Raw genomic sequence first — 20,570 nt, forward strand, 5'->3', positions numbered from 1 at the left:
TTATGATCGAGGCGTCGGCCGCGCGAGGCGCCGTCGGCGCGAAGCGTAAGGAGCCCCGCCGTGAGCACCACCCCACAGGCCCTGACCGGTACCACCCTCGACGTCGACCGCAGCGACGCCGCCTACCGGAGCTGGCTGAAAGAAGCGGTCCGCAAGGTCCAGGCCGACGCGAACCGCTCGGCGGACACCCACCTGCTCCGGTTCCCGCTCCCGGAGAAGTGGGGCATCGACCTGTACCTGAAGGACGAGTCGACCCACCCCACAGGCAGCCTCAAACACCGCCTCGCCCGCTCCCTCTTCCTCTACGGCCTCTGCAACGGCTGGATCCGGCCCACGCGCCCGGTGATCGAGGCGTCCAGCGGTTCGACGGCGGTGTCCGAGGCGTACTTCGCCAAACTGATCGGGGTGCCCTTCATCGCGGTCATGCCGCGCACGACCAGCGCGGAGAAGATCCGCCTGATCGAATTCCACGGCGGGCAGTGCCACTTCGTGGACGACCCGCGCAAGATGTACGAGGAGTCGGCCACCCTCGCGGTGGAGACCGGCGGCCACTACATGGACCAGTTCACCTACGCGGAGCGGGCCACGGACTGGCGCGGCAACAACAACATCGCCGAATCCATCTTCCGCCAGCTGGAGTTGGAGCGTTTCCCGGAGCCCGCGTGGATCGTCGCGACGGCCGGTACCGGTGGCACCTCGGCGACCCTCGCGCGCTACGTCCACTACATGCAGCACGACACCCGCGTCTGTGTCGCCGACCCGGAGAACTCCTGTTTCTTCGAGGGCTGGACCACCGGCGATCCGGACGTCACCCGCGACTGCGGCTCCCGCATCGAGGGCATCGGCCGGCCCCGTATGGAACCGAGCTTCGTCCCCGGTGCCATCGACCGCATGATGCAGGTCCCGGACGCCGCCAGCGTCGCCGCCGTAAGAGCCCTGGAACAAGCCATCGGCCGCAAGGCAGGCGGCTCCACCGGCACCGGCCTCTGGAGCGCCCTCAAAATCATCGCCGAGATGGTCGCAACGGGCCAACAAGGCAGCGTAGTAACCCTGTTGTGCGACCCGGGCGACCGCTACCTGGACAAGTACTACTCGGACACCTGGCTGACGGAACAGGGCCTGGACATCGCCCCGTACAGCAAGGCGATCACGTCGCTATTGGCGACAGGCGTGTGGCCGACCTGAACTGAAGCGCCCCTTTGGGGGCGCGCGGGGAACTGCGCGACCAGCCCCCACGGCGCCGCAGACAACCGACACACGGCACCGCTCAACGCACCAACCGCCGGTCCAATGCCGTCACCGCATCCTTGAACGCCCGCCCCAACCCAGGCCGGGCCAACCGCAACACACCCCGAAACGCCGCCGCCCCATCCGCCGCGAACGTCCACTGAACCCGCGTCCCGCTCCCGGCCGGCGACAACCGCCACTCCTCGACCAGCGCGCGAGCGCCCGGCGCATTGGTCACGTCAACGCGATACGCATACGTCTCCGGCCCCTTGGCCACCAACACGGTCTCGTCGAACCGCGTCCCACCCCGCAGCCGAATCTCCCGCCCCGCCCCGTCCCCGGTAGGCCGAGCCGACACCACCGCCGAGAACCACTCACTCCACCCGGCCACATCCTCGGCCAGCGCACGGAACACCGCTTCGGGCGGCGCGGCCACCTCCCGCGCAAAGACCAGACGTACGGGCGCGGTCTCGACGAAGTCGATCCCCACCGGACGCAGACGGTGAGCCATGGTCAAACCTCCGCTACGCAACGGCAGTTCGGGTCGGCGAAGGCGTCACTCTAGCTGACGGGACGTCAGATGTCTGCCCCGTCACCGGCTTCGCCCGCGACCACGAGCCGTAGATGCTCCGAGATGTCCGCGCGCGCCTCGGCCGGCAGCCCCGCGTCCGTCACCAGCGTGTCGACCTGTTCCAGCGCGGCGAACGAACTCAGGCCCACCGTCCCCCACTTGGTGTGGTCGGCGACGACCACGACCCGCCGCGCGGACTGCACGAGCCGGCGGTTGGTCTCGGCCTCCGCGAGGTTCGGTGTCGACAGGCCGGCCTCGATCGATATGCCGTGCACGCCGAGGAACAGCATGTCGAAGTGGAGCGCCGCGATCGCCTGGTCGGCCACCGGGCCCACCAACGAGTCGGAGGGGGTGCGCACTCCGCCGGTCAGCACGACCGTCGCCGCGCCCTGCCGCTGCCCCGAGGTCCGCTGCGCCGCGTGGAAGACGTCCGCCACCCGCACCGAGTTGGTGACCACGGTGAGATCGGGGACCTCAAGCAGGTGATGTGCGAGCGCGTACGTCGTCGTACCGCCCGAGAGCGCGATCGCCGTACCCGGCGCCACCAACTCCGCCGCCGCCCGCGCGATGTCCTCCTTGGCGGTCAGCTCCAGCCCCGACTTCGCCTCGAAGCCCGGCTCGTGCGTGCTCGCCTCGACGACCGGAACCGCTCCGCCGTGCACCTTCTCCAGGACTCCCTGGCGGGCCAGCGCGTCGAGATCGCGGCGCACGGTCATGTCCGACACGCCGAGCTTGCGGGTCAGTTCGTTGACGCGGACGCCGCCGCGGCGCCGGACCTCGTCGAGGATCAGGGCGCGCCGCTGCTCCGCGAGGAGGTTCTGATTCTCACTCACGTACGCTCCGGTCCTTTCGCCGCAACCCGCCAGACTGCCCAGCGCGCCCGCCCCGACCAGGACATTTCTCCCGGCTGCCGTGCGCGGACGCCCCAATCCTCGCACGCCCCCGCAAGCACCGCGCCACCGCCTGTCCCGACGCGCACATGTCATTCGGTCATCATCCGCCCCCCACGTGTCACACGGATCGGGGAGATTCGGTGACGGGGCGTGTGCGACGCGCCGGAAAGGACGATCCTGGAGTGCGCACGGACACAGACAGACAGTGCGTCACGGGGGATGTGCGAACAGTGGAGCGTGTACAGGAACACGCCGTCCCGAGCGAGGCGAAGAGCCTGGCCGGACGGCCCGATCAGACCGAACCCGCCCTGGAACTCCTGGTCCACGGCGTCGGCGGCACCACACCCGAGGAGATGCTCGGCGATCCACGCACGGTGCGGATCACCGGCGACGACACGGCGGCCGTCTTCCGGCGCGCCACCGACGTCGACGCCGAGTCGCAGCCCGCCGACCAGCGCGACGGACCGATCCGTGAGGCCTACGTCTGGTGCAACCTCACCTCGGGCAACGGCACCCGTGCCCTGTGGCTGTTGCTGCTGCCGTTCATGGTCGTCAACCTCGCGCACTGGATGCGCCCCACCGCCCGCGACCGGAAACGGACGGTGCGTTTCTACGGCCTGCTGGTGCGGCTCGCAGGACTGACCCTGACCGTGCTGCTCGTCGCGGCCGCCTGCGAGGTCGCCCTCGACCTCGCCGCCTGGCAGTGCGCCGGCACGCGCGCGTGCGCCGAACGGCACACCTGGCTGGGCTTCCTGTCGCCCACGATGTCGCACGACAGCTGGTGGAGCCGCCCAGGCCGCCGCCTCGCGCTCGCCGCCCTGGTGCCGACCGCGCTCACCGTCCTCCTCTGGTACCTCTCCCGCCGCACCTGGAGCGCGTACGAGTCCCAGCAGCCGATGTCCCGCCGACCCGAGCCCGACGACGAGACCGGCCACAGCTCCCTGGGCCGCCCCGGCTTCTGGTACGGCCGCCGCCTGGTGGCCCGGCTACGCGCCGCCCACACGGCGGCCGGCCTCCTGACGGTCGCCGCGGCCGTCACCGTCTCGGCGGCCCGCTTCGACCGGGAGCCCGACGGCTCCGACACCCTTGCCAACCTCGGCGCACTCCTGGAGACCGCACTCGCCGGCCTCGCGTTCGTCGTGGTCTACGTAGTGTGCCGCCGAGGCCGCAGCGAGAACCGCCTAGACCAGGCACTGGACCGCCGTCTCGTACGCCGCCTGCCGCTCGGCGCGCTCCTGCTGCTCGCCCTCGCCCTCCTCTACGCCGGCTGGTCGCGCCCGGGATGGCAGTCGTCCGGGCGGCTGCCGGGCGACACGACGTTCGGCGGAATCGCCCTGGTCCAGGGCGTGTTGGTGATCGCCCTCGCCGTCGTAGCCCATCTCCTGCACCGCACCCACCCCGATCCGCGCTCCGCGATGCGCGGCCTCGGCGGACCGGCCGTGGCGATGCTGGCCTGCGCCCTGGGCGGCGTGATGTCCGGCGGAGTGTCCCAGCGGGTCTCCGACTGGCTGGACGGCACCGGAACGTCCATCGCGGGCCCGCCCGTCCTGCTCACCTGGCAGGCCTCGGTGATTCCGACGCTGCTCGTCGTCGTCCTAGTCCTGTGCGCCGGACTCGGCCACCGCACCTGGCGGCTGCGCCGTAGCGAACTGGCCGTCGTGGCGGACGACTACCCGGGCGAGCGGAAGGACCGGGCGCGCACCGCCCGGATCGCGAGCACGCGCGCGATGGCATCGCTCACCGACCGGGGCCCCCTCCTCGTCGCCGTCATCTCCACCGCGACCCTGCTCCTGGGCGCCGGAGCACTCGTGGGCGCCTTCACCACCGACAGGACACCGGAACGGGCCGGAGAGGACGGGCATGCCTTCGTGCACGGCGCCGCCCAGACCTCACAGGGCCTCGGCTCCTGGCTGATCGGGCTCGGCTTCATACTCTTCGTCACCTGGGGCAGGCGCGCCTACAAGGACGCCTCCGCGCGGCGCACGATCGGCATCCTGTGGGACGTCGGCACCTTCTGGCCGCGCGCCGCCCACCCCTTCGCCCCGCCCTGCTACGCCGAGCGCGCGGTGCCCGACCTGACCTGGCGGATGGCCACCTGGACCCGCGCCACCGGCGGCCGCCTGGTCATCTCGGGCCACTCCCAGGGCAGCGTCCTCGCCGCCGCAGCGGCCTGGCAACTCAAGCCCGAACAGCGCAAACGCGTCGCCCTGCTCACCTACGGCTGCCCCCTGGAGCGCCTCTACGGCCGCTGGTTCCCGGCCCACTTCGGACCGGCCGCACTGACCCGGCTGCACCGCGAGGTCGACTGCTGGCGCAATCTGTACCGGCTCACCGACCCCATCGGCGGCCCGGTGCGAGTGTCCGGCGACCGCGGCCCCGAGGTCGACCACGAACCCCTCAAGGACCCACTGGAGTACGGCCGTACGGCACGGCATCCGCTGCCCGCGCCGATCCTCGGCCACTCGGACTACCAGGCCGACCCGGCGTTCGCCGAGGAACGCGAGCGGCTGCTGGCCCGGCTGCGGCCCGAGGTGCCGCCTCAGGGCAGCTCGGGCAGGTCCTCCGCGTAGAGCAGGGTCAGGTCGTCCGTGCTCGGCTCCTCGAACTGGGCGACCCGGCTCGCGTGCCGCTCCACCATCGCCTCGAAGGTCTGGCGCGCGGTGCGGCCGTTGCCGAACGCGGCGCCCTTCGGGATCGCCGTGAAGTACTTCGTCAGCCCCTCGGACGCGCCCTCGGCCAGCCGGTACTCGTGCTCCTCGGCCTGCTGCTCGACGATCCTGAGCAGTTCCTCGGGGTTGTAGTCGCTGAAGGTGATGGTCCGTGAGAAACGGGACGCCACACCGGGGTTGATGGACAGGAACCGCTCCATCTCCGCCGTGTAGCCCGCGACGATCACCACGACCGCGTCGCGGTGGTCCTCCATCAGCTTCACGAGCGTGTCGATGGCTTCCTTACCGAAGTCACGGCCCGAGTCCTCCGGGGAGAGGGCGTACGCCTCGTCGATGAACAGGACTCCGCCGCGCGCCTTGTCGAAGGCCTCCTGGGTACGGATCGCGGTCGAGCCGATGTGTTCGCCGACCAGGTCGACCCGGGACACCTCGACGAGATGGCCCTTCTCCAGGACTCCGAGGGAGGCGAGGATCTCGCCGTAGAGCCGGGCGACCGTCGTCTTGCCGGTGCCGGGGGAGCCGGTGAAGACCAAGTGCCGTTTGACGGAGGCCGCCTTGAGGCCGGCCAGCTGGCGGCGGCGGCCCACCTCGATCATGTCGGTGAGGGCCCGCACCTCGCGCTTGACGCTGTCCAGGCCGACCAGGGCGTCGAGTTCACCGAGGACGTCTTTGGAGGAACGGGACTCCTTCTCCGGGTCTGTCGCGGTGACCAGCGGGTCCTGCTCGGCCGTGCGCTGGCTGGGGATCGCGCCCAGCACGCTGGTCGACTGGCTCGCCGTCTCCACGGCTGTCTCGTGCGCGGTGGGCGGTTTGAGGCCGCTCTCGTCGCTGGTGCAGTCCTCGACGACGGGTCCCGTGCCGGGTGCCGCGTCCGGTCCGGCGTCCGCGAACTCGTAACCGCCGCGCGCGCACCGCTCCGTACGGCACTTCTTGAGTGTCGTACGACAGCCGTCTATGACGTGGAAGCCGTAGCCGCCGCTGCCCGTCACGCGGCAGCCCAGGAAGGTGCCCCGGCCGCCCGCGGAGACGTAGAAGCCCGCCTCGGCGGGGGAGTCGACCGTGCAGCGCTCGATGGTGGGGTCGGCGCCCTTGGTGACGATCACGCCGGTCTGGGTGGCGTCCACGGTGCAGTTGTTGAGGGTCCCGCCGCTGCCGTGGTCGCGGAACCACGCGCCCGTGGCAGCGTCCCGGATCCGGCAGTCGTCGAGCTGCGCGGTGGCACCGTCGCTCACCGACACGGCCGTGTTGCGCACTTGGGAGATGTCGCTGTCGACGACGTCCGCGCGCGAGCCGCGGTCCAGCACGAACAGCGCGTCCGGTACGTCGTGCACCCGGCAGGAGTCGAGGACCGCGGTCGCGCCGTCGCTGACCCACACCGCCGGGTAGTCGCCCGTGCTGTCGAAGATCTCGCACTGGTTGGCGTCCACGCGCGTGCCCGGGTCCCATACCGACAGTCCGTTGCGCCCGAACCGACGCACCGTTGTCCGGGTCAGCGTCAGCACCGAACGGGAACGCAGGTCCACCGCGTTCTCCGGGATGTCGTGGATGCGGCAGTCGGCCAGCGTCAGCACCGCGTCGGTGTCGAGCGTGACGCCGTCCGCGGTCGTACGGTGCACATCGCAGTCGGTGAGGTGCGCGGTGGCCCGGCCGGTGATCTGGACGCCGCTGCCCCGCGTCTCGTAGACCTCGCAACCCACCGCCTCCAGCGCGGAGTTCTCGCCCGTCGCCGACAGACCCACCCCCGACGCGTGGTGGATGCGGCAGCGCTCCAGGCGCGGGTGGCCGCCGCCGCGGACCGCGACGCCCGCCTGGCCGGCCGAGACGACCTCGCACTCCTCGAACACCCCGCCACCGCCGTCGAGTACGGCGATCCCGATACCGGCCGGGTTGTCGACGGTGCAGCGCCGCACGGTGGGGCGGGCACCGCCGCGCACCTCGATGCCGGACGCGGAGCGTGTGACGATCCGAAGGTCCGTCAACTCCGGTGCGCCGTCCTCGACAAGAAGGGCGGGCGCGGCCGAGTCCTGGCCCTCGACATGCAGGTCCTGGACCACCGCCGAGGCACGGACGGTCAACGGCACGCCGTCCAGGGGCGCGATGCGCACCGAGCCGGGCGAACCTTCGGGGCCGCGCAGGGTCACCGACCGCGAGACGACGAGGTTCTCCCGGTAGGTGCCGGGAGCGACGGTGAGGACGTCTCCCTCGGCCGCGGCCTCCAGGGCGGCGGCGAGCGACGCGTACTCACCTGTGCGGCGCCGCCACCTCGATGTACCGGTGTGCGTCACCTGGACCGTGCCCTGTGCCATGGCGCTGCTGTGCCCCCACCTCGTGGTACGCGGGTTGATGCCGAAGCCTTCGCCGGTCCACCGTAGCGTGCGTGCGGACGGTGGGTTGACCAGAGCCGGAAGGCTGTCAGCTGCCGGTGCCGGTCCGGCCCCAGTCCGGGCCCGCCCGCTCCCATGCGCGGTCCCAACGGGCGTACCTGCGGCGGACCATGCGCCACAGCACGAACCGTCTGCCGCTGTCGACGAGCCCGGCGGTAAGCAGCGCCGCGCCGAGCCCGGCGAGCACGGCGTGCGTCGTCGCCGTGGCCGAGTCCAGCGGGCGGGCCACTATGTGTCCGTGCTGGTCCGTCCAGAGCCTGAAGTGGTCGCCCGTGTGCGGGGTGTTGAGGCTCGCCATCACGGCGCCGTGTTGGGCGGTGCCGTCCGGGGCGGTCCAGTCGGCGAGGACGCGGCTGCGGATGTCCCGCGCGGTGGACGAGTCCGGGTCGGGGTCGATCTCGGCCCCCTTCAGCTTCTTGACCACCGTCGCCGTCACGACGTGCCGGTCCGCGCCCTGCTCCCGCACCGACCGCTGCAGGGTGTCCTGGGCGATCGCGCCGACGAGCGAACCGATCACGGGTGCGGCGACCAGGACCAGCAGCAGGACCACGAGGGCCAGCCAGGCCTCGACCAGATCGGTCGCGCGACGCAGTGGATTGCGCCGCCAGCGCCACAGACCCCTGATTGCTCCCACCGTCCCGCACCCCCTTCCCGCTCCGTGATAACCCCACGCCCAGCCGTTCACCCAAGAGGCCCGTCAAAGAGAGAGCGAAATCACCTCTCCCCGGGGGGCTCATGAACTTCTCACGGGATCTCAACGACCGGGCCCACGGGGAGGGTTCCCGCCCCGCGCGCTCTTCGGCGGAACTCCGCCCAAGCGGGAATCCGGACTACGCGAGAATCCGGACCGGATCACCGACGCGGATCGTGCCGGTCGACCGGGGCACCAGGTTCTGCCCGAAGACGAGCTTGCCGCCGATACGGCGGTGCCGGGCCAGGGTGCGCAGGGGCTCCTTGCCGCGCTCGGCGGTGCCCTGGTCGGTGGTGGTCACGACGCAGCGCCCGCACTTCTTCGCGACACGGAAGGCGACCTCGCCGATCGTGACGCCCGACCAGTCGTCCTCGGCCCAGGCGGCGGTGCCCGCGACGACCACATTGGGCCGGAACCGGTTCATGGGAAGCGGTCCCTCGGCAGGGCGATCCCCTTGCGCGACAAGGGAGTTGAGGGCGTCGAGGGAGTTCTCGGAGGTCAGCAGCAGCGGATAGCCGTCGGCGAAACTGACCGTCTCACCGGGAAGCGCGTAGTCGGGGTCGACGGGCCTGCGCGTGGCGGGCTCGTCCATGTGGACAAGACGTACGCCGAAGCCCAGATAGTCGCTGCACCACGTGTGGGCGGCGTCGCGCCCCGGCACCGCGTCGACCTTGGTACCGAAGATCTCCATCGAGACGGTGGTGACCGGCTTCGGAACGGGCACGCTCAGCGGGTCACGGCCGGGCGCGGACAGACGAACACCGCCGCCGGGCAGAAGCTCGGCGGCGGCCAGTGCGAGACGCGGGTGCTCGCGTTGCGTGACGACCTTTCCCCCGTCGTCGATCAGCGCCCAGCGTCGGTCCCCGGCCAGCCCCCAAGGCTCCACGAGAGCCTCCCGGGGCGAGAAGCCCCGGAGCGCCTTGACCGGATGAACGTGGATCGACCGCAGTTCCGCATTCCCCATCGCTCCATCGTGCCAGGTGGCACCGACAACGCAGGGTGTGGATCAGTAGCCGCGGTACTGCTGCTGGTTGTTGTACGGGTCCTGCTGGTACGGAGCCGGGGCCGGGCGGGGAGCCGCCGGACGCATCGCCTCGTAGCCGGCCGGAGCCGCCATCGGGCGCGGCTGCTGTTGCTGCTGCCCGGGGTAACCGCGCGGCGGGGCCTGCTGCGGGATGTAGGCGGCGGGCGCCTGCTGCAGCGGGGCGGGCTGCTGCGCCTGCGGATAGCCGCCGTAGGAAGCCTGCGACGGACCCGCCGGGAGGGCGGGCAGTCCCGACGGCAGCGCCGGCAGGTTGCTCCCCGGCATGTCGTAAGCGGCGGGGACCCGGATCGGGGCGATCTGCGGGGTACCCCGCTCGGCCACGAGGGAGTCGTAGATCGGGGTGTCCGGGAAGGAGGCGGAGTAATAGCCGCCGCCATAAGTGGAGCGGGGGGAGGTCATGGCACATAAGTTAAGCCCACGATGTGCTGGTTGGGGAGACCGATAAGAGGGTTGTTTTCCGTGTCGGCGGTGGCACGGGATCCCCAATGCGAGCGAACTTGGCAAAAAAGGGCATCGCCCCGTGTTCGGATCGGGTAAAAGCCTAGTTCCCGGCGGGTTACCAGCGGTTGGCCAACGGTGTTGACGCGCCCCTGATGGGCGTTCGCCGCCCCGGGGAATAGGTTGTGCGGGTAGACACCCGATGGGCTGCCGGGGCGTGCCCTGGCACGGTGACACGTGATGGGGGCAGACATGTCGATGCCGAAAGGATCGAATGTTCCGGTGCCGACGACGGCACTGCGCGTCGAATTGGGCTGGCGGTCCGGACCCGGCGTGCCGGACGCGGACGCCTCGGCCCTGCTGCTGGTCGACGGGAAGGTCCGGTCCGACGGCGACTTCGTGTTCTACAACCAGCCGGCGCACTCCTCCGGCGCGGTCCGCCACGAGGGCAAGGGCAACGCCGGCGGGCAGGTGACCGACAGTCTGCTCGTCGACCTCGCGCGCGTGGAGCCGGCCGTCGACCGCATCGTCCTCGCCGCCTCGACGGACGGCGGAACGTTCGGCCGGGTCCCCGACCTGTACATCGAGGTCCGGGACGCCGTGCAGAACACCGCGGTCGCCCGCTTCGACAGCGCGGGCGCGACGGTCGAGACCGCCTTCGTGCTCGGCGAGTTCTACCGCCGCCAGGGCGCCTGGAAGTTCCGGGCCGTCGGCCAGGGCTACGACAGCGGACTCGAAGGCCTGGCGACCGACTTCGGCATCACCGTGGACGAGCCGCAACAGGCGGCACCGGCCGCGACCATGCCACCGCCGGCCGGCCCACCGGTGACCATGCCGCGGCCCTCCGGGCCACCCGTGAACCTGCCGCCGCCGGTCCAGCCGCCCGTGACCATGCCTTCTCCGGTCGCGCCTCCGGTGAGTCCGCCCCCGCCCCCTTCGGCGGCCCCCGTGCGGCTGTCCAAGGTGACGCTCACCAAGGCGGCCCCCTCGGTCTCCCTGACCAAGCAGGGCGGCACATCGGGTGCCATGCGCGTGAACCTCAACTGGGAGGTGCGCAAGCAGTTCTCGGGCTGGGGCAGCAAGCGCGGCCGGGCGGTCGCGATGCACGCGGACCTCGACCTCGACCTGTGCGCCCTGTACGAACTCGCCGACGGCCGCAAGGGCGTCGTCCAGGCCCTCGGCAACGCGTACGGCTCCCTGGAGCGGCCCCCGTACATCCACCTCGACGGCGACGACCGCACCGGCGCGTCGGCGAGCGGCGAGAACCTCACCGTGAACCTCGACCACATCAAGGACTTCCGGCGCATCCTCGTTTTCGTGACCATCTACGAAGGCGCCCGTTCCTTCGCCGACCTGCACGCCACGGTCACCCTCCAGCCGCAGCACGGCGCCGCGATCGACTTCTCGCTCGACGAGTGCACGGTGCCCTCCACGGTGTGCGCGCTCGCCCTGATCACCAACACCGGGGGCGATCTCGTCGTCCAGCGCGAGGTCCGCTACCTCGTCCCCGACCGCGGGGTGAGCCCGCAGCGGACCGTCGACCGCGTCTACGGGTGGGGCATGAACTGGACCCCGGGCCGCAAGTGACCGCTCAGCTCTCGTCGCCGACGACAGCGTCGGGACGCGCGTACGTCCGGCCCTTCCACGCCGCGCCGCGTCCCCTGTAGTGCTGCACCGCGGAATCGACGGTCATCAGGAGGTACAGAAACGCGGTGAACGGCAGCAGGGGAGCGAGCCACAGCGGCTGCCCGTAGTAGCGGAGCATCGGGATGTACGTCCCCGTCATCACCAGCCACGCGAGACCCCCGAGGACCGCAGTCGCAGTACTCCCCGCGGCCAGGCCCACCACCAGGGCCACCGGGGGCACCAGATACACGAGCGCCAGGCCGACGACGGTGCCCAGGAGGAGCAGCGGGTTGTGCCGCAGTTGCGCGTAGGCACTCCGCGAGACCATCCGCCACAGGTCGTGCAGCCGCGGATACGGACGCACGCTGTCCACCCGCTCGGCGAGCCCCAGCCAGATGTGACCCCCGCCGCCTTTGACGGCCCGCGCGAGCGCCACGTCGTCGATCACCGCCTGCCGGATCGCGTCCGGGATCCGCGCCCGTTCGGCCGCGTCGGTGCGCAGCAGGACGCAGCCGCCCGCCGCGGCGGCCGTCCGCGCCGACCGGTTGCCGATCCGGCGAAACGGATACAACTGCGCGAAGAAGTAGACGAACGCCGGCACCACGAGCCGCTCCCACAGACTCTCCACGCGCAGCCGGGCCATCAGCGACACGGCGTCGAAGCCGCCGGTGCGCGCCGCCGCCACCAACTCCCGCAGGCTGTCCGGGGCATGCGCGATGTCCGCGTCCGTCAGCAACAGGTACTCGGGGTCACGCGCGCGTGCCAGACCGATGCCGTGCCGTACGGCCCACAGCTTGCCCGTCCAGCCCGCGGGCGGCTCGCCGGGGGAGTCCACGGTGAGCGGCAGCCCACCGTGCCGGGACGCCAGCTCGCGGGCCAGTTCCCCGGTGCCGTCCGAACTGCCGTCGTCGACAAGGAAGATCTCCGCCCGCCCGGGGTAGTCCTGGGTGAGGAGCGAGGGCAGGCTCTCGGGGAGTACGGCGGCCTCGTCGCGGGCCGGGACGACCACACAGACCTGCGGCCAGTCGTCCGGGTCGGTGCGGGCCGGGAGTCTGATGTCCGTGCGCCAGAAGAAGCCCTGACAGAACAGCAGCCACAGCCAGGCGGCGAGTGATCCGACGGCGATCCACACGATGGCGCTCACGGGCGCAGTCTGCCCCACGGCAGCGGATCCACAGAGGCCATCGTCTATCGTGGCCGGGTGAAGATCGCGCTGATGGACTCCGGAATCGGCCTTCTGGCGGCCACCGCCGCCGTACGGCGCGTGCGCCCCGACGCGGATCTCGTGCTCTCCCTGGACCCCGAGGGCATGCCCTATGGGCCGCGGACGCCGGAAGACGTCGCCCAGCGCGCGCTGGCCGTCGCCGAGGCCGCCGCAGCGCACCGGCCCGACGCCTTGATCATCGGCTGCAACACCGCGACCGTGCACGCCCTGACGGTCCTGCGTGAGCGTCTGGAGCCGGGTATCCCGGTCATCGGCACGGTCCCGGCGATCAAGCCGGCCGCCGCCGGTGGCACGCCCTTCGCGATCTGGGCGACGCCGGCCACCACCGGCAGCCCCTATCAGCGCGGTCTCATCAAGGACTTCGCCGACGGCGTGCCGGTCACCGAGATCCCGTGCTGGGGACTGGCCGAAGCCGTGGAACACGGGGACGAGGCGGCCATCGACGCCGCCGTCGCCGCGGCGGCCGAGCTGACCCCCGACGATGTAACGACCGTCGTCCTGGGCTGCACCCATTACGAGCTGGTCGCAGAACGCATCCGCGCCGCCGTGCAGCGCCCCGACCGCCCGCCGCTCGTCCTGCACGGCTCCGCCGACGCGGTGGCCGCCCAGGCACTGCGCCGGATCGGTGAACAGCCCGCCCCCGAGGCGCTGCCCGACGGCACCGTGACGGTGCTCCTGAACGGCCGCGAGGGCGCGCTGCCCGCCGCCGCCTCGATCTACGCCGAGGGCCGACTCCTGCGGGCCGTCACCCCCGCCCACTGACCACCGGCGACGCACCGGACGCTGTGCGTCCACCGGGTCGGCACACAAAACGGTCACCCTCCGCAACGCCATACCCGCGCAGCGAAACCTGAGTAGTCTCGTATGCATGAGGGACCACCCCCGCGACGAAACCTTCCCGCAGACCGAGATCTGGACCGGTCGCGCCACGAACCGGTTCCAGTGGCTGCTGGCGCTCGCCGGTGCCGCCTGCATGGCGCTCGGCATCGAGCTGGCCGTGGACTCCACCTGGACGTCCGGCATCGCTCCGCTCGTCATGTCCGTCGTCGGGTGCATCGCGGCCGGACTGCTCATGCTGTTCGGCACGCTCGCCTTCGTGCACGTCGGTCTGAAGGTCGACACGGAGACCCTCGAAGTGCGCTGCGGCCACATCGGTGTGCCGCGCCGCCGCATCCCCCTCGCGAGCGTCGCGGGCGCCGAGTTCGCCCCGCACGTCACCCCGCGCCAGTGGGGCGGCTGGGGCTACCGCTGGCGGCCCGAGAAGGGCACCGCCGTCGTCGTACGGCGTGGCGAGGGCATCGTCCTGCGGCTGTGGGACGGGCACACGTTCACGATCACCGTGGACAACGCGGAGGCGGCCGTACGGATCATCACGGACCGGCTGGCGCCGCCCAAGCCCGGCGCGGCGCACTGACGCGTTCCTCGTCCGTCACGGGGCCAGTCGGTCGCCACGCGCGTGTGTGTCCGGCGCGGTGCGTGAGGCGTCGTCGGCGATCGGGTGGGCCGTGGCCAGCCCGGCCAGGAAGCCGGCGCCGACCGACACCGAGGTGAAGCTGAGCGCGTTGCCGACCGAGGCGATGATCGCGAGCCCCGTCAGCGCGGCGGCCGCGGTCAGCGCGATCGGGGTCGGGCGCGTAGTGCGCCACAGCGCGTGGAGGACCCAGCCGTAGGCCGCCGCCAAGAGGAGTACGCCGACGATTCCCTGCTCGGCCGCCAGCTGAAGCGGCGCGGAGTGCGGTTTGCCGTCCGGCAGCAGGGCCTCGGCCGCCGCGCTGCCCAGTTCCCCGAAGCGCCCCGGACCCACTCCCAGGGCGGAGTCCTGGTGAGCCATGTGCAGGGCGTCCTGCCACAGCTGGACCCGGTGCGGGGTCAGCTGGCCCTCCAGGGACGCGGTCAGCCCGTCCGGGAGGACGTTTCCGGCGACGGCCCAGGTCGCGCCGGTCACCAGCGCCGTGGCCAGGCCCAGGCCCGCGATGCCCAGACCGCGGCGCTGCATCCGGCCGGCGGCGAGCGAGCACAGCAGCACCGCCGTGCACAGGACGAATCCCGTGACCGAGCCCAGGACGGCCGCGGCGACCGTGATCCCGGCCGCCAGCAGCCGCAGCGCGAGCCGTAGGCCCGGTGCCGAGGCGGCCCAGGCGGAGCAGCACGCGGAACCCACGGCCAGGGTCAGCAGGGCCGAGGTCGCACCGGCGTGGCCGAGCGGCACGGCGAACTGGGGGCCCGGGGCGAGACGCGGTTCGGCCAGCGCCATTCCGAGCCCGGCCAGCGCCCCCGCACAGGGCGCGGCGACCGGCACGAGCGCCCCGGAAATCCGCCCTGACGCGTAACCGGCGGCAACCGCGAGGACCGCGAGCAGCACTCCCTCGGGCCGGCCGTCGTGCATGGCGGCGGTGATCAGCGACCACGCGGCACACGATCCGAGCACCGCCATGCCCGCCGCATCAGAAACATTGCGTCTTTCACCGTCGGCGTCCGGACCGGTCGCCGACGCCATCCCCGTGGAACCCACCCCGCCGCCCCCTGAACCGGGCCGCCCCCGACCCGTGACCGGCCCCGGCCGTCCTGGCCTGGACCGACCGCACGACAGGGGCTCCGGATCACCGTAACGGCTGATGACCGATTTGTGGACGAGTTGCGCAGGAACGATACGGCTGAGGCCCTGCTCAGTGCCCTGGGCTGCCATCCGGACCGTGCTGTCGGCGCCAAGGTCGACCGCCGTACACTCCCGGAGTGACCGTCACCGCAACTTCCGTGGACGAGTCGGACCAGCTGAAGCCACAGGCCGCGCCCGTATCGCGCCTCGCCCGCCTCGTCCGTCTGGTCCCGGCCGCCGTAGCCGCGCTCTCCGGAGTGCTGCTCTACGTCAGTTTCCCGCCACGCACCCTGTGGTGGCTGGCGCTGCCCGCCTTCGCCTGCTTCGCGTGGGTGCTGCGCGGCCGCAGCTGGAAGGTGGGCCTCGGGCTGGGCTATCTCTTCGGCCTCGGATTCCTGCTGCCGCTGCTGGTGTGGACCGGCGTGGAGGTCGGCCCCGGGCCCTGGATCGCCCTGGTCGTGGTCGAGGCGATCTTCGTCGCGCTGGTCGGCGCGGCCATCACAGCGGTGTCGAAGCTGCCCGCCTGGCCGCTGTGGGCGGCGGCACTGTGGATCGCCGGTGAGGCGGTACGCGCGCGTGCCCCCTTCCACGGCTTCCCCTGGGGCAAGATCGCGTTCGGCCAGGCGGACGGCGTCTTCCTGCCGCTCGCCGCGGTGGGCGGCACCCCGGTCCTCGGCTTCGCGGTCGTCCTGTGCGGCTTCGGCCTGTACGAGGTCGTGCGCCTGGCCCTGGAGAGCCGGAACACCCGTGTCGTACGGCGGTCCGCCGCGACCGTGGCCCTGCTGAGCGTGGCCGTACCGGTGGTGGCCGCGGTCGCCGCGCGGTCCCTGGTCAGCGACAAGGCCGAGGACGGCACCACGACCGTCGCGGTCATCCAGGGCAACGTCCCGCGCGCGGGACTGGAGTTCAACGCCCAACGGCGTGCCGTGCTCGACTACCACGTCAAGGAGACCCTGAGGCTGGCCGCGCAGGTCAAGGCGGGCAAGGTCGCCAAGCCCGATGTGGTCCTGTGGCCGGAGAACTCCTCCGACGTCGACCCCTTCGCCGACGCCCAGGCGTACACCGACATCGACGAGGCGGCCAAGGCGATCGGCGCGCCCATCTCGGTCGGCGGTGTCGTCGAACGGGGCGGCAAGCTCTACAACGAGCAGATCCTCTGGGACCCGGTGAAGGGTCCGACCGACACCTACGACAAGCGGCAGATCCAGCCGTTCGGCGAGTACCTGCCGATGCGCTCGCTGCTCGGGGCGATCAACAAGAACTGGACCAGCATGGTCCGCCAGGACTTCAGCCGGGGCACCAAGCCGGGCGTGTTCACCATGAACGGCGCCAAGATCGGCCTGGTCACCTGCTACGAGGCCGCCTTCGACTGGGCCGTGCGCTCCGAGGTCACCGACGGCGCCCAGCTGATCTCCGTGCCGAGCAACAACGCGACCTTCGACCGCAGCGAGATGACCTACCAGCAGCTCGCCATGTCCCGGGTCCGCGCGGTCGAACACAGCCGGACCGTCACCGTCCCGGTGACCAGCGGCGTCAGCGCGATCATCATGCCGGACGGGAAGATCACGCAGAAGACCGGCATGTTCGTGGCCGACTCCCTGGTCCAGAAGGTGCCGCTGCGCTCCTCGGAGACCCCGGCCACGAAGCTCGGCATCCTGCCCGAGATGGCCCTGGTGCTCGTCGCCGCGGCCGGTCTCGGCTGGGCGATCGCCGCCGGTGTGCGCGGGCGGCGCGCGGGCGGCGTGTAGCCGTACGCCTGCTGTACGCCCGCCGTGCGCACGGCAGTTCGTGGAGTAGCCATGGATCGTCCCGTTAGGGTCGGAGCATGGCTACTCCCGACTTCATCCGTACGATCCGGGCCTCCGCGGGGCATCAGCTGCTCTGGCTTCCCGGGGTCAGCGCCGTTGTCTTCGACGACGCGGGTCGCATCCTGCTGGGCAAGCGGGCGGACAACCACGAGTGGGCCCTGCCCTCCGGCATTCCCGAGCCCGGTGAGCAGCCAGCGGTCTGCGCGGTGCGCGAGGTGTTCGAGGAGACGGCCGTCGAGTGCGTGGCGGAACGGGTCGTCATGGTGAAGGCCGGGGGACCGATCCGCTATCCCAACGGTGACGCCTGCCAGTTCATGGACATCACGCTGCAGTGCCGGGCCGTCGGTGGTGAGGCGGCCGTGAACGACGACGAGTCGTTGGAGGTCGGCTGGTTCGAGCTGGACGCGCTGCCCCAGCTCAGCGATCACCAGCTGTTCCGGATCAAGCAGACCTTGGCCGACGCACCCACATGGTTCGACACCACGAGTTCCGACTGAAGTATGTGCTCGGCCCATATGCGATGGGGCGAGGGCGCTGTCTAGGCTCGCCACATGACCGTGCCCAACGCCCTCCCGGGGCCCCATGCTCACCTCCTCGACCTCAGCGGCCGTACCGCCCTCGTCACCGGTGCTGCCGGCGGTATCGGCCGTGCCTGCACGCTGCGGCTGGCGGCCGCCGGGGCGAAGGTCAGAGCGGTCGACCTGGACGCCCCGGGACTGGCGGAGCTGGCCTCGCAGGCGCAGGGCCTCGCGGGCACCGTCGAGCCGCATGTGCTCGACCTCACCGACCTGGACGCCGCCGAGCACGCCGCCGCCGGCACGGATGTCCTGGTGAACAACGCGGGGCTGCAACTGGTGCGCCCCATCGAGGAGTTCCCGCCCGATGTCTTCCACACGGTGCTCACCGTGATGCTGGAGGCGCCCTTCCGGCTCATCCGCGGGGCCCTGCCCCATATGTACGGGCAGGGCTGGGGGCGGATCGTCAATGTGTCCTCCGTCCATGGGCTGCGCGCGTCCGCCTTCAAGTCCGCGTATGTGGCCGCCAAACACGGACTGGAGGGACTCTCCAAGACCGCCGCCCTCGAAGGCGCACCCCATGGCGTCACCTCGAACTGTGTGAACCCCGCCTATGTGCGCACCCCCCTGGTCGAGCGACAGCTCACCGACCAGGCACAGGCGCACGGCATCCCCGAGGAACGCGTGCTGACCGAGGTGCTCCTGCAGGACAGCGCGGTCAAACGGCTCATCGAACCGGAGGAGGTCGCCGAGGCCGTCGCCTATCTGTGCGGCCCGCACGCGTCCTTCGTGACCGGCACCTCGCTGGTGCTGGACGGCGGGTGGACCGCGCACTGAAGCATCTGACGCGCAGGCGATTTGGAGTTATCCACAGGCCTGACCGGCCGGCCCGGCGATGAGGAATCCTGTGAGCATGTCCAGCGATCACGTGCAGTCAGCCGAGCGCTCCGCCACCGTCACCGGTGCCGCAGCGCGACCGAGCAGTGCCGAGGCGCCGTTCCTCGAGCTGCTGGCCCGGGGTGCCTCCGCCGACGCCTATGAGCAGCCGGTGCTGCTCGCCCGCGCCGACGGAAGAGCGGCCGAGGTGATCGCCGGGCTCGAACACGCCAAGGTGCTCGCGCTGCGCGTGCGTTCGGAGCTGGAGGGACGCCGACGTCGTGAGGCCGAGCTGTCCGCGCTCTTCGAGACGGCCCACGACCTCGCCGGACTGCGTGACCTGGACGCCGTACTGCAGGCGATCGTCCAGCGCGCCCGGTCCCTGCTCGGCACCGACATCGCCTACCTCAGCCTCAACGACCCGGCCAGGGGCGACACTTACATGCGGGTGACCGAGGGTTCGGTCGCGGCCCGCTTCCAGCAGCTGCGGCTGGGCATGGGGGAGGGGCTCGGCGGACTCGTGGCCCAGACGGCACGGCCGTACGTGACCGACGACTACTTCAAGGACGACCGCTTCCAGCACACCCTCACCATCGACTCCGGGGTACAGGACGAGGGGCTGGTGGCGATCCTCGGGGTGCCGCTGATGCTCGGGCACCGTGTCATCGGAGTGCTGTTCGCGGCCGACCGGCGGGCGCGGGTCTTCGAGCGGGAGCAGATCGCGCTGCTCGGCTCCTTCGCCGCACTCGCCGCGGCCGCCATCGACACCACGAACCTGCTCACCGAGACCCGCTCGGCCCTCGCCGGCCTGGAGCGCGCCAACGAGATCATCCAGGACCACAGCGGAGTCATCGAGCGCGCGTCCGACGTCCACGACCGGCTCGCCGAACTCGTGCTGCGCGGCGGCGGAGTTCACGACGTGGCCGCCGCGGTCTCCCAAGTCCTCGACGGAGCAGTCGAGTTCACCGAGACCGATGCCACACCCACGAAAGCGCTGGAAGCGTCCCGCGTCGAAGGGCACGCGGTGCGGCACCGGGACGACTGGATCGCCGCCGTGGCCGCCGGCGGTGAACTGCTCGGCGCGCTCGTGCTGCGAGGACACCCCGGCCTCGACCCCGTCGACCAGCGCACCCTGGAGCGCGCCGCCATGGTCACCTCCTTGCTGCTGCTCGCCCGACGGTCGGCCGCCGAGGCCGAACAGCGCGTGCGCGGCGAGCTGTTGGACGACCTGCTCGACGCCCGCGACCGCGACCCGCGCCTGCTGCGGGAGCGCGCGTCCAGGCTGGACGCCGACCTGGACGCCACCCATGTCGTACTCGCCGCCCTGCTCGACGGCACGGCCGCCGACGCCGACCAGGAGGCCGCCGCCCGCAGACGCCTGTGGTCCGCCGCCTCACACCTCGCCGGGACCCGGCACGGACTGGCCGCAGCCCGCGACGGCGGCACCGTCCTGCTGCTGCCCCTCGACCCCGGCGACACCGCCACGGACCTGGCCCGCCGCACCGCCGCCCACCTGGGAGCGGCGGTCCGCGAAGCGGTCACCGTCGGGGCCTCCGCCCCCGTTGAGAAGCCCGCCACGCGGCCCGACGCCGTGGTCGCCGCCTACGAAGAGGGGCGCCGCTGCCTCGACGCCCTGCGGTTGTTGGGCCGTACCGGAGACGGCGCCGCCGCCGAGGACTTCGGCTTCCTCGGACTGCTCCTCGCCGGGGACCGGGACATCGGCGGCTTCGTGGAGCGGACCATCGGGCAGCTCGTGCGGTACGACGAGCGGCGCGGCACGGATCTGCTGCGCACCCTGGACGCCTACTTCGCCTGCGGGATGAGCCCGGCCCGGACGAAGGACGACCTGCACGTCCACGTCAACACCGTCGCCCAACGGCTGGAGCGCGTGGGCCGGCTCCTCGGCGAGGACTGGCAGGAACCGGGCCGCGTCCTGGAGATCCAACTCGCCCTGAGACTGCGCCGGTTGGCGAGTCCGGTGCGGCGGTGACCCTCGTAGGCGCGGG

General features: G+C 71.7%; 17 protein-coding genes. 9 read left to right on the plus strand and 8 right to left on the minus strand.

Annotation, left to right across the window (positions count from 1 at the left end):
• Positions 1-60: 60 nt before the first annotated feature.
• Positions 61-1,185: a PLP-dependent cysteine synthase family protein gene (locus tag ACFWP5_RS02975; RefSeq protein WP_384149289.1), complete on the plus strand. Its 1,125-nt coding sequence runs from the start codon at positions 61-63 to the stop codon at positions 1,183-1,185.
• Positions 1,186-1,267: 82 nt separating this feature from the next.
• Here ACFWP5_RS02975 and ACFWP5_RS02980 read toward each other — a convergent pair whose 3' ends face one another.
• Together ACFWP5_RS02980 and ACFWP5_RS02985 are read right to left on the minus strand one after the other, a co-directional pair.
• Positions 1,268-1,738 (minus strand): SRPBCC family protein, encoded by a 471-nt coding sequence (locus ACFWP5_RS02980; protein ID WP_384149291.1) that lies wholly within the window; start codon positions 1,736-1,738, stop codon positions 1,268-1,270.
• A gap of 65 nt (positions 1,739-1,803) precedes the next feature.
• Positions 1,804-2,631, minus strand: coding sequence for a DeoR/GlpR family DNA-binding transcription regulator (locus ACFWP5_RS02985; RefSeq protein ID WP_384149293.1), 828 nt, complete (start codon positions 2,629-2,631; stop codon positions 1,804-1,806).
• Between the two features lie 290 nt (positions 2,632-2,921).
• Here ACFWP5_RS02985 and ACFWP5_RS02990 point away from each other — a divergent pair, with 290 nt between their 5' ends.
• Positions 2,922-5,261 (plus strand): hypothetical protein, encoded by a 2,340-nt coding sequence (locus ACFWP5_RS02990; protein ID WP_384149295.1) that lies wholly within the window; start codon positions 2,922-2,924, stop codon positions 5,259-5,261.
• On the opposite strand, the gene ACFWP5_RS02995 is transcribed toward ACFWP5_RS02990, so the two are convergent.
• From ACFWP5_RS02995 to ACFWP5_RS03010, 4 genes are all read right to left on the minus strand, one after another.
• Positions 5,231-7,666, minus strand: coding sequence for a right-handed parallel beta-helix repeat-containing protein (locus tag ACFWP5_RS02995; RefSeq protein ID WP_384149297.1), 2,436 nt, complete (start codon positions 7,664-7,666; stop codon positions 5,231-5,233). The two genes, ACFWP5_RS02990 and ACFWP5_RS02995, sit on opposite strands and share 31 nt — an antisense overlap.
• A gap of 106 nt (positions 7,667-7,772) precedes the next feature.
• Positions 7,773-8,378, minus strand: a complete 606-nt coding sequence (locus ACFWP5_RS03000; protein WP_384149299.1) for a hypothetical protein — start codon at positions 8,376-8,378, stop codon at positions 7,773-7,775.
• A gap of 196 nt (positions 8,379-8,574) precedes the next feature.
• Entirely contained in the window at positions 8,575-9,399 is an 825-nt protein-coding gene (locus ACFWP5_RS03005; protein ID WP_384149301.1) for an MOSC domain-containing protein, read from the minus strand.
• A 42-nt stretch (positions 9,400-9,441) separates the two neighbouring features.
• The gene (locus tag ACFWP5_RS03010) at positions 9,442-9,879 is read right to left on the minus strand and encodes a DUF6643 family protein (protein WP_384149302.1); all 438 of its coding nucleotides are present in this window, start codon (positions 9,877-9,879) and stop codon (positions 9,442-9,444) included.
• A 297-nt stretch (positions 9,880-10,176) separates the two neighbouring features.
• On the opposite strand from ACFWP5_RS03010, the gene ACFWP5_RS03015 reads away from it, so the two are divergent.
• Complete coding sequence (locus tag ACFWP5_RS03015) at positions 10,177-11,505, plus strand: TerD family protein (protein ID WP_384149519.1); 1,329 nt, start codon at positions 10,177-10,179, stop codon at positions 11,503-11,505.
• Positions 11,506-11,509: 4 nt separating this feature from the next.
• Here ACFWP5_RS03015 and ACFWP5_RS03020 read toward each other — a convergent pair whose 3' ends face one another.
• The gene (locus ACFWP5_RS03020) at positions 11,510-12,676 is read right to left on the minus strand and encodes a glycosyltransferase (RefSeq protein ID WP_384149522.1); all 1,167 of its coding nucleotides are present in this window, start codon (positions 12,674-12,676) and stop codon (positions 11,510-11,512) included.
• A gap of 69 nt (positions 12,677-12,745) precedes the next feature.
• Here ACFWP5_RS03020 and ACFWP5_RS03025 point away from each other — a divergent pair, with 69 nt between their 5' ends.
• Entirely contained in the window at positions 12,746-13,531 is a 786-nt protein-coding gene (locus ACFWP5_RS03025) for a glutamate racemase (RefSeq protein WP_384149304.1), read from the plus strand.
• 106 nt (positions 13,532-13,637) lie between these two features.
• Complete coding sequence (locus ACFWP5_RS03030; protein ID WP_384149306.1) at positions 13,638-14,183, plus strand: hypothetical protein; 546 nt, start codon at positions 13,638-13,640, stop codon at positions 14,181-14,183.
• A gap of 15 nt (positions 14,184-14,198) precedes the next feature.
• Here ACFWP5_RS03030 and ACFWP5_RS03035 read toward each other — a convergent pair whose 3' ends face one another.
• Positions 14,199-15,266, minus strand: a complete 1,068-nt coding sequence (locus ACFWP5_RS03035; protein WP_384149525.1) for an O-antigen ligase family protein — start codon at positions 15,264-15,266, stop codon at positions 14,199-14,201.
• Between the two features lie 236 nt (positions 15,267-15,502).
• On the opposite strand from ACFWP5_RS03035, the gene lnt reads away from it, so the two are divergent.
• The 4 genes from lnt to ACFWP5_RS03055 all read left to right on the plus strand — a co-directional run bounded on the left by lnt (position 15,503) and on the right by ACFWP5_RS03055 (position 20,554).
• Positions 15,503-17,113 (plus strand): apolipoprotein N-acyltransferase, encoded by a 1,611-nt coding sequence (gene lnt, locus ACFWP5_RS03040; protein ID WP_384149308.1) that lies wholly within the window; start codon positions 15,503-15,505, stop codon positions 17,111-17,113.
• A gap of 77 nt (positions 17,114-17,190) precedes the next feature.
• A complete protein-coding gene (locus ACFWP5_RS03045) occupies positions 17,191-17,670 on the plus strand; it encodes an NUDIX domain-containing protein (protein ID WP_384149310.1) in 480 nt (159 codons plus the stop codon).
• A 54-nt stretch (positions 17,671-17,724) separates the two neighbouring features.
• Positions 17,725-18,525 carry a 3-hydroxybutyrate dehydrogenase gene (locus ACFWP5_RS03050; RefSeq protein WP_384149312.1) on the plus strand — a complete coding sequence of 267 codons (801 nt, stop codon included), beginning with the start codon at positions 17,725-17,727 and terminating at the stop codon, positions 18,523-18,525.
• A gap of 76 nt (positions 18,526-18,601) precedes the next feature.
• A complete protein-coding gene (locus ACFWP5_RS03055) occupies positions 18,602-20,554 on the plus strand; it encodes a helix-turn-helix domain-containing protein (protein ID WP_384149314.1) in 1,953 nt (650 codons plus the stop codon).
• The last annotated feature ends 16 nt before the right edge of the window (positions 20,555-20,570 follow it).

Source organism: Streptomyces sp. NPDC058469, from assembly GCF_042721125.1.
Lineage (GTDB): Bacteria > Actinomycetota > Actinomycetes > Streptomycetales > Streptomycetaceae > Streptomyces.

Excerpts from the sequence above, each read along its gene's own strand:
- ACFWP5_RS02980 (WP_384149291.1), bottom strand. The coding sequence starts at position 1,738 with ATGGCTCACCGTCTGCGTCCGGTGGGGATCGACTTCGTCGAGACCGCG.
- ACFWP5_RS02995 (WP_384149297.1), bottom strand. The coding sequence starts at position 7,666 with ATGGCACAGGGCACGGTCCAGGTGACGCACACCGGTACATCGAGGTGG.
- ACFWP5_RS03005 (WP_384149301.1), bottom strand. The coding sequence starts at position 9,399 with ATGGGGAATGCGGAACTGCGGTCGATCCACGTTCATCCGGTCAAGGCG.
- ACFWP5_RS03010 (WP_384149302.1), bottom strand. The coding sequence starts at position 9,879 with ATGACCTCCCCCCGCTCCACTTATGGCGGCGGCTATTACTCCGCCTCC.
- ACFWP5_RS03015 (WP_384149519.1), top strand. The coding sequence starts at position 10,177 with ATGCCGAAAGGATCGAATGTTCCGGTGCCGACGACGGCACTGCGCGTC.
- ACFWP5_RS03030 (WP_384149306.1), top strand. The coding sequence starts at position 13,638 with ATGAGGGACCACCCCCGCGACGAAACCTTCCCGCAGACCGAGATCTGG.
- ACFWP5_RS03035 (WP_384149525.1), bottom strand. The coding sequence starts at position 15,266 with ATGGCGTCGGCGACCGGTCCGGACGCCGACGGTGAAAGACGCAATGTT.
- ACFWP5_RS03045 (WP_384149310.1), top strand. The coding sequence starts at position 17,191 with ATGGCTACTCCCGACTTCATCCGTACGATCCGGGCCTCCGCGGGGCAT.
- ACFWP5_RS03050 (WP_384149312.1), top strand. The coding sequence starts at position 17,725 with ATGACCGTGCCCAACGCCCTCCCGGGGCCCCATGCTCACCTCCTCGAC.
- ACFWP5_RS03055 (WP_384149314.1), top strand. The coding sequence starts at position 18,602 with ATGTCCAGCGATCACGTGCAGTCAGCCGAGCGCTCCGCCACCGTCACC.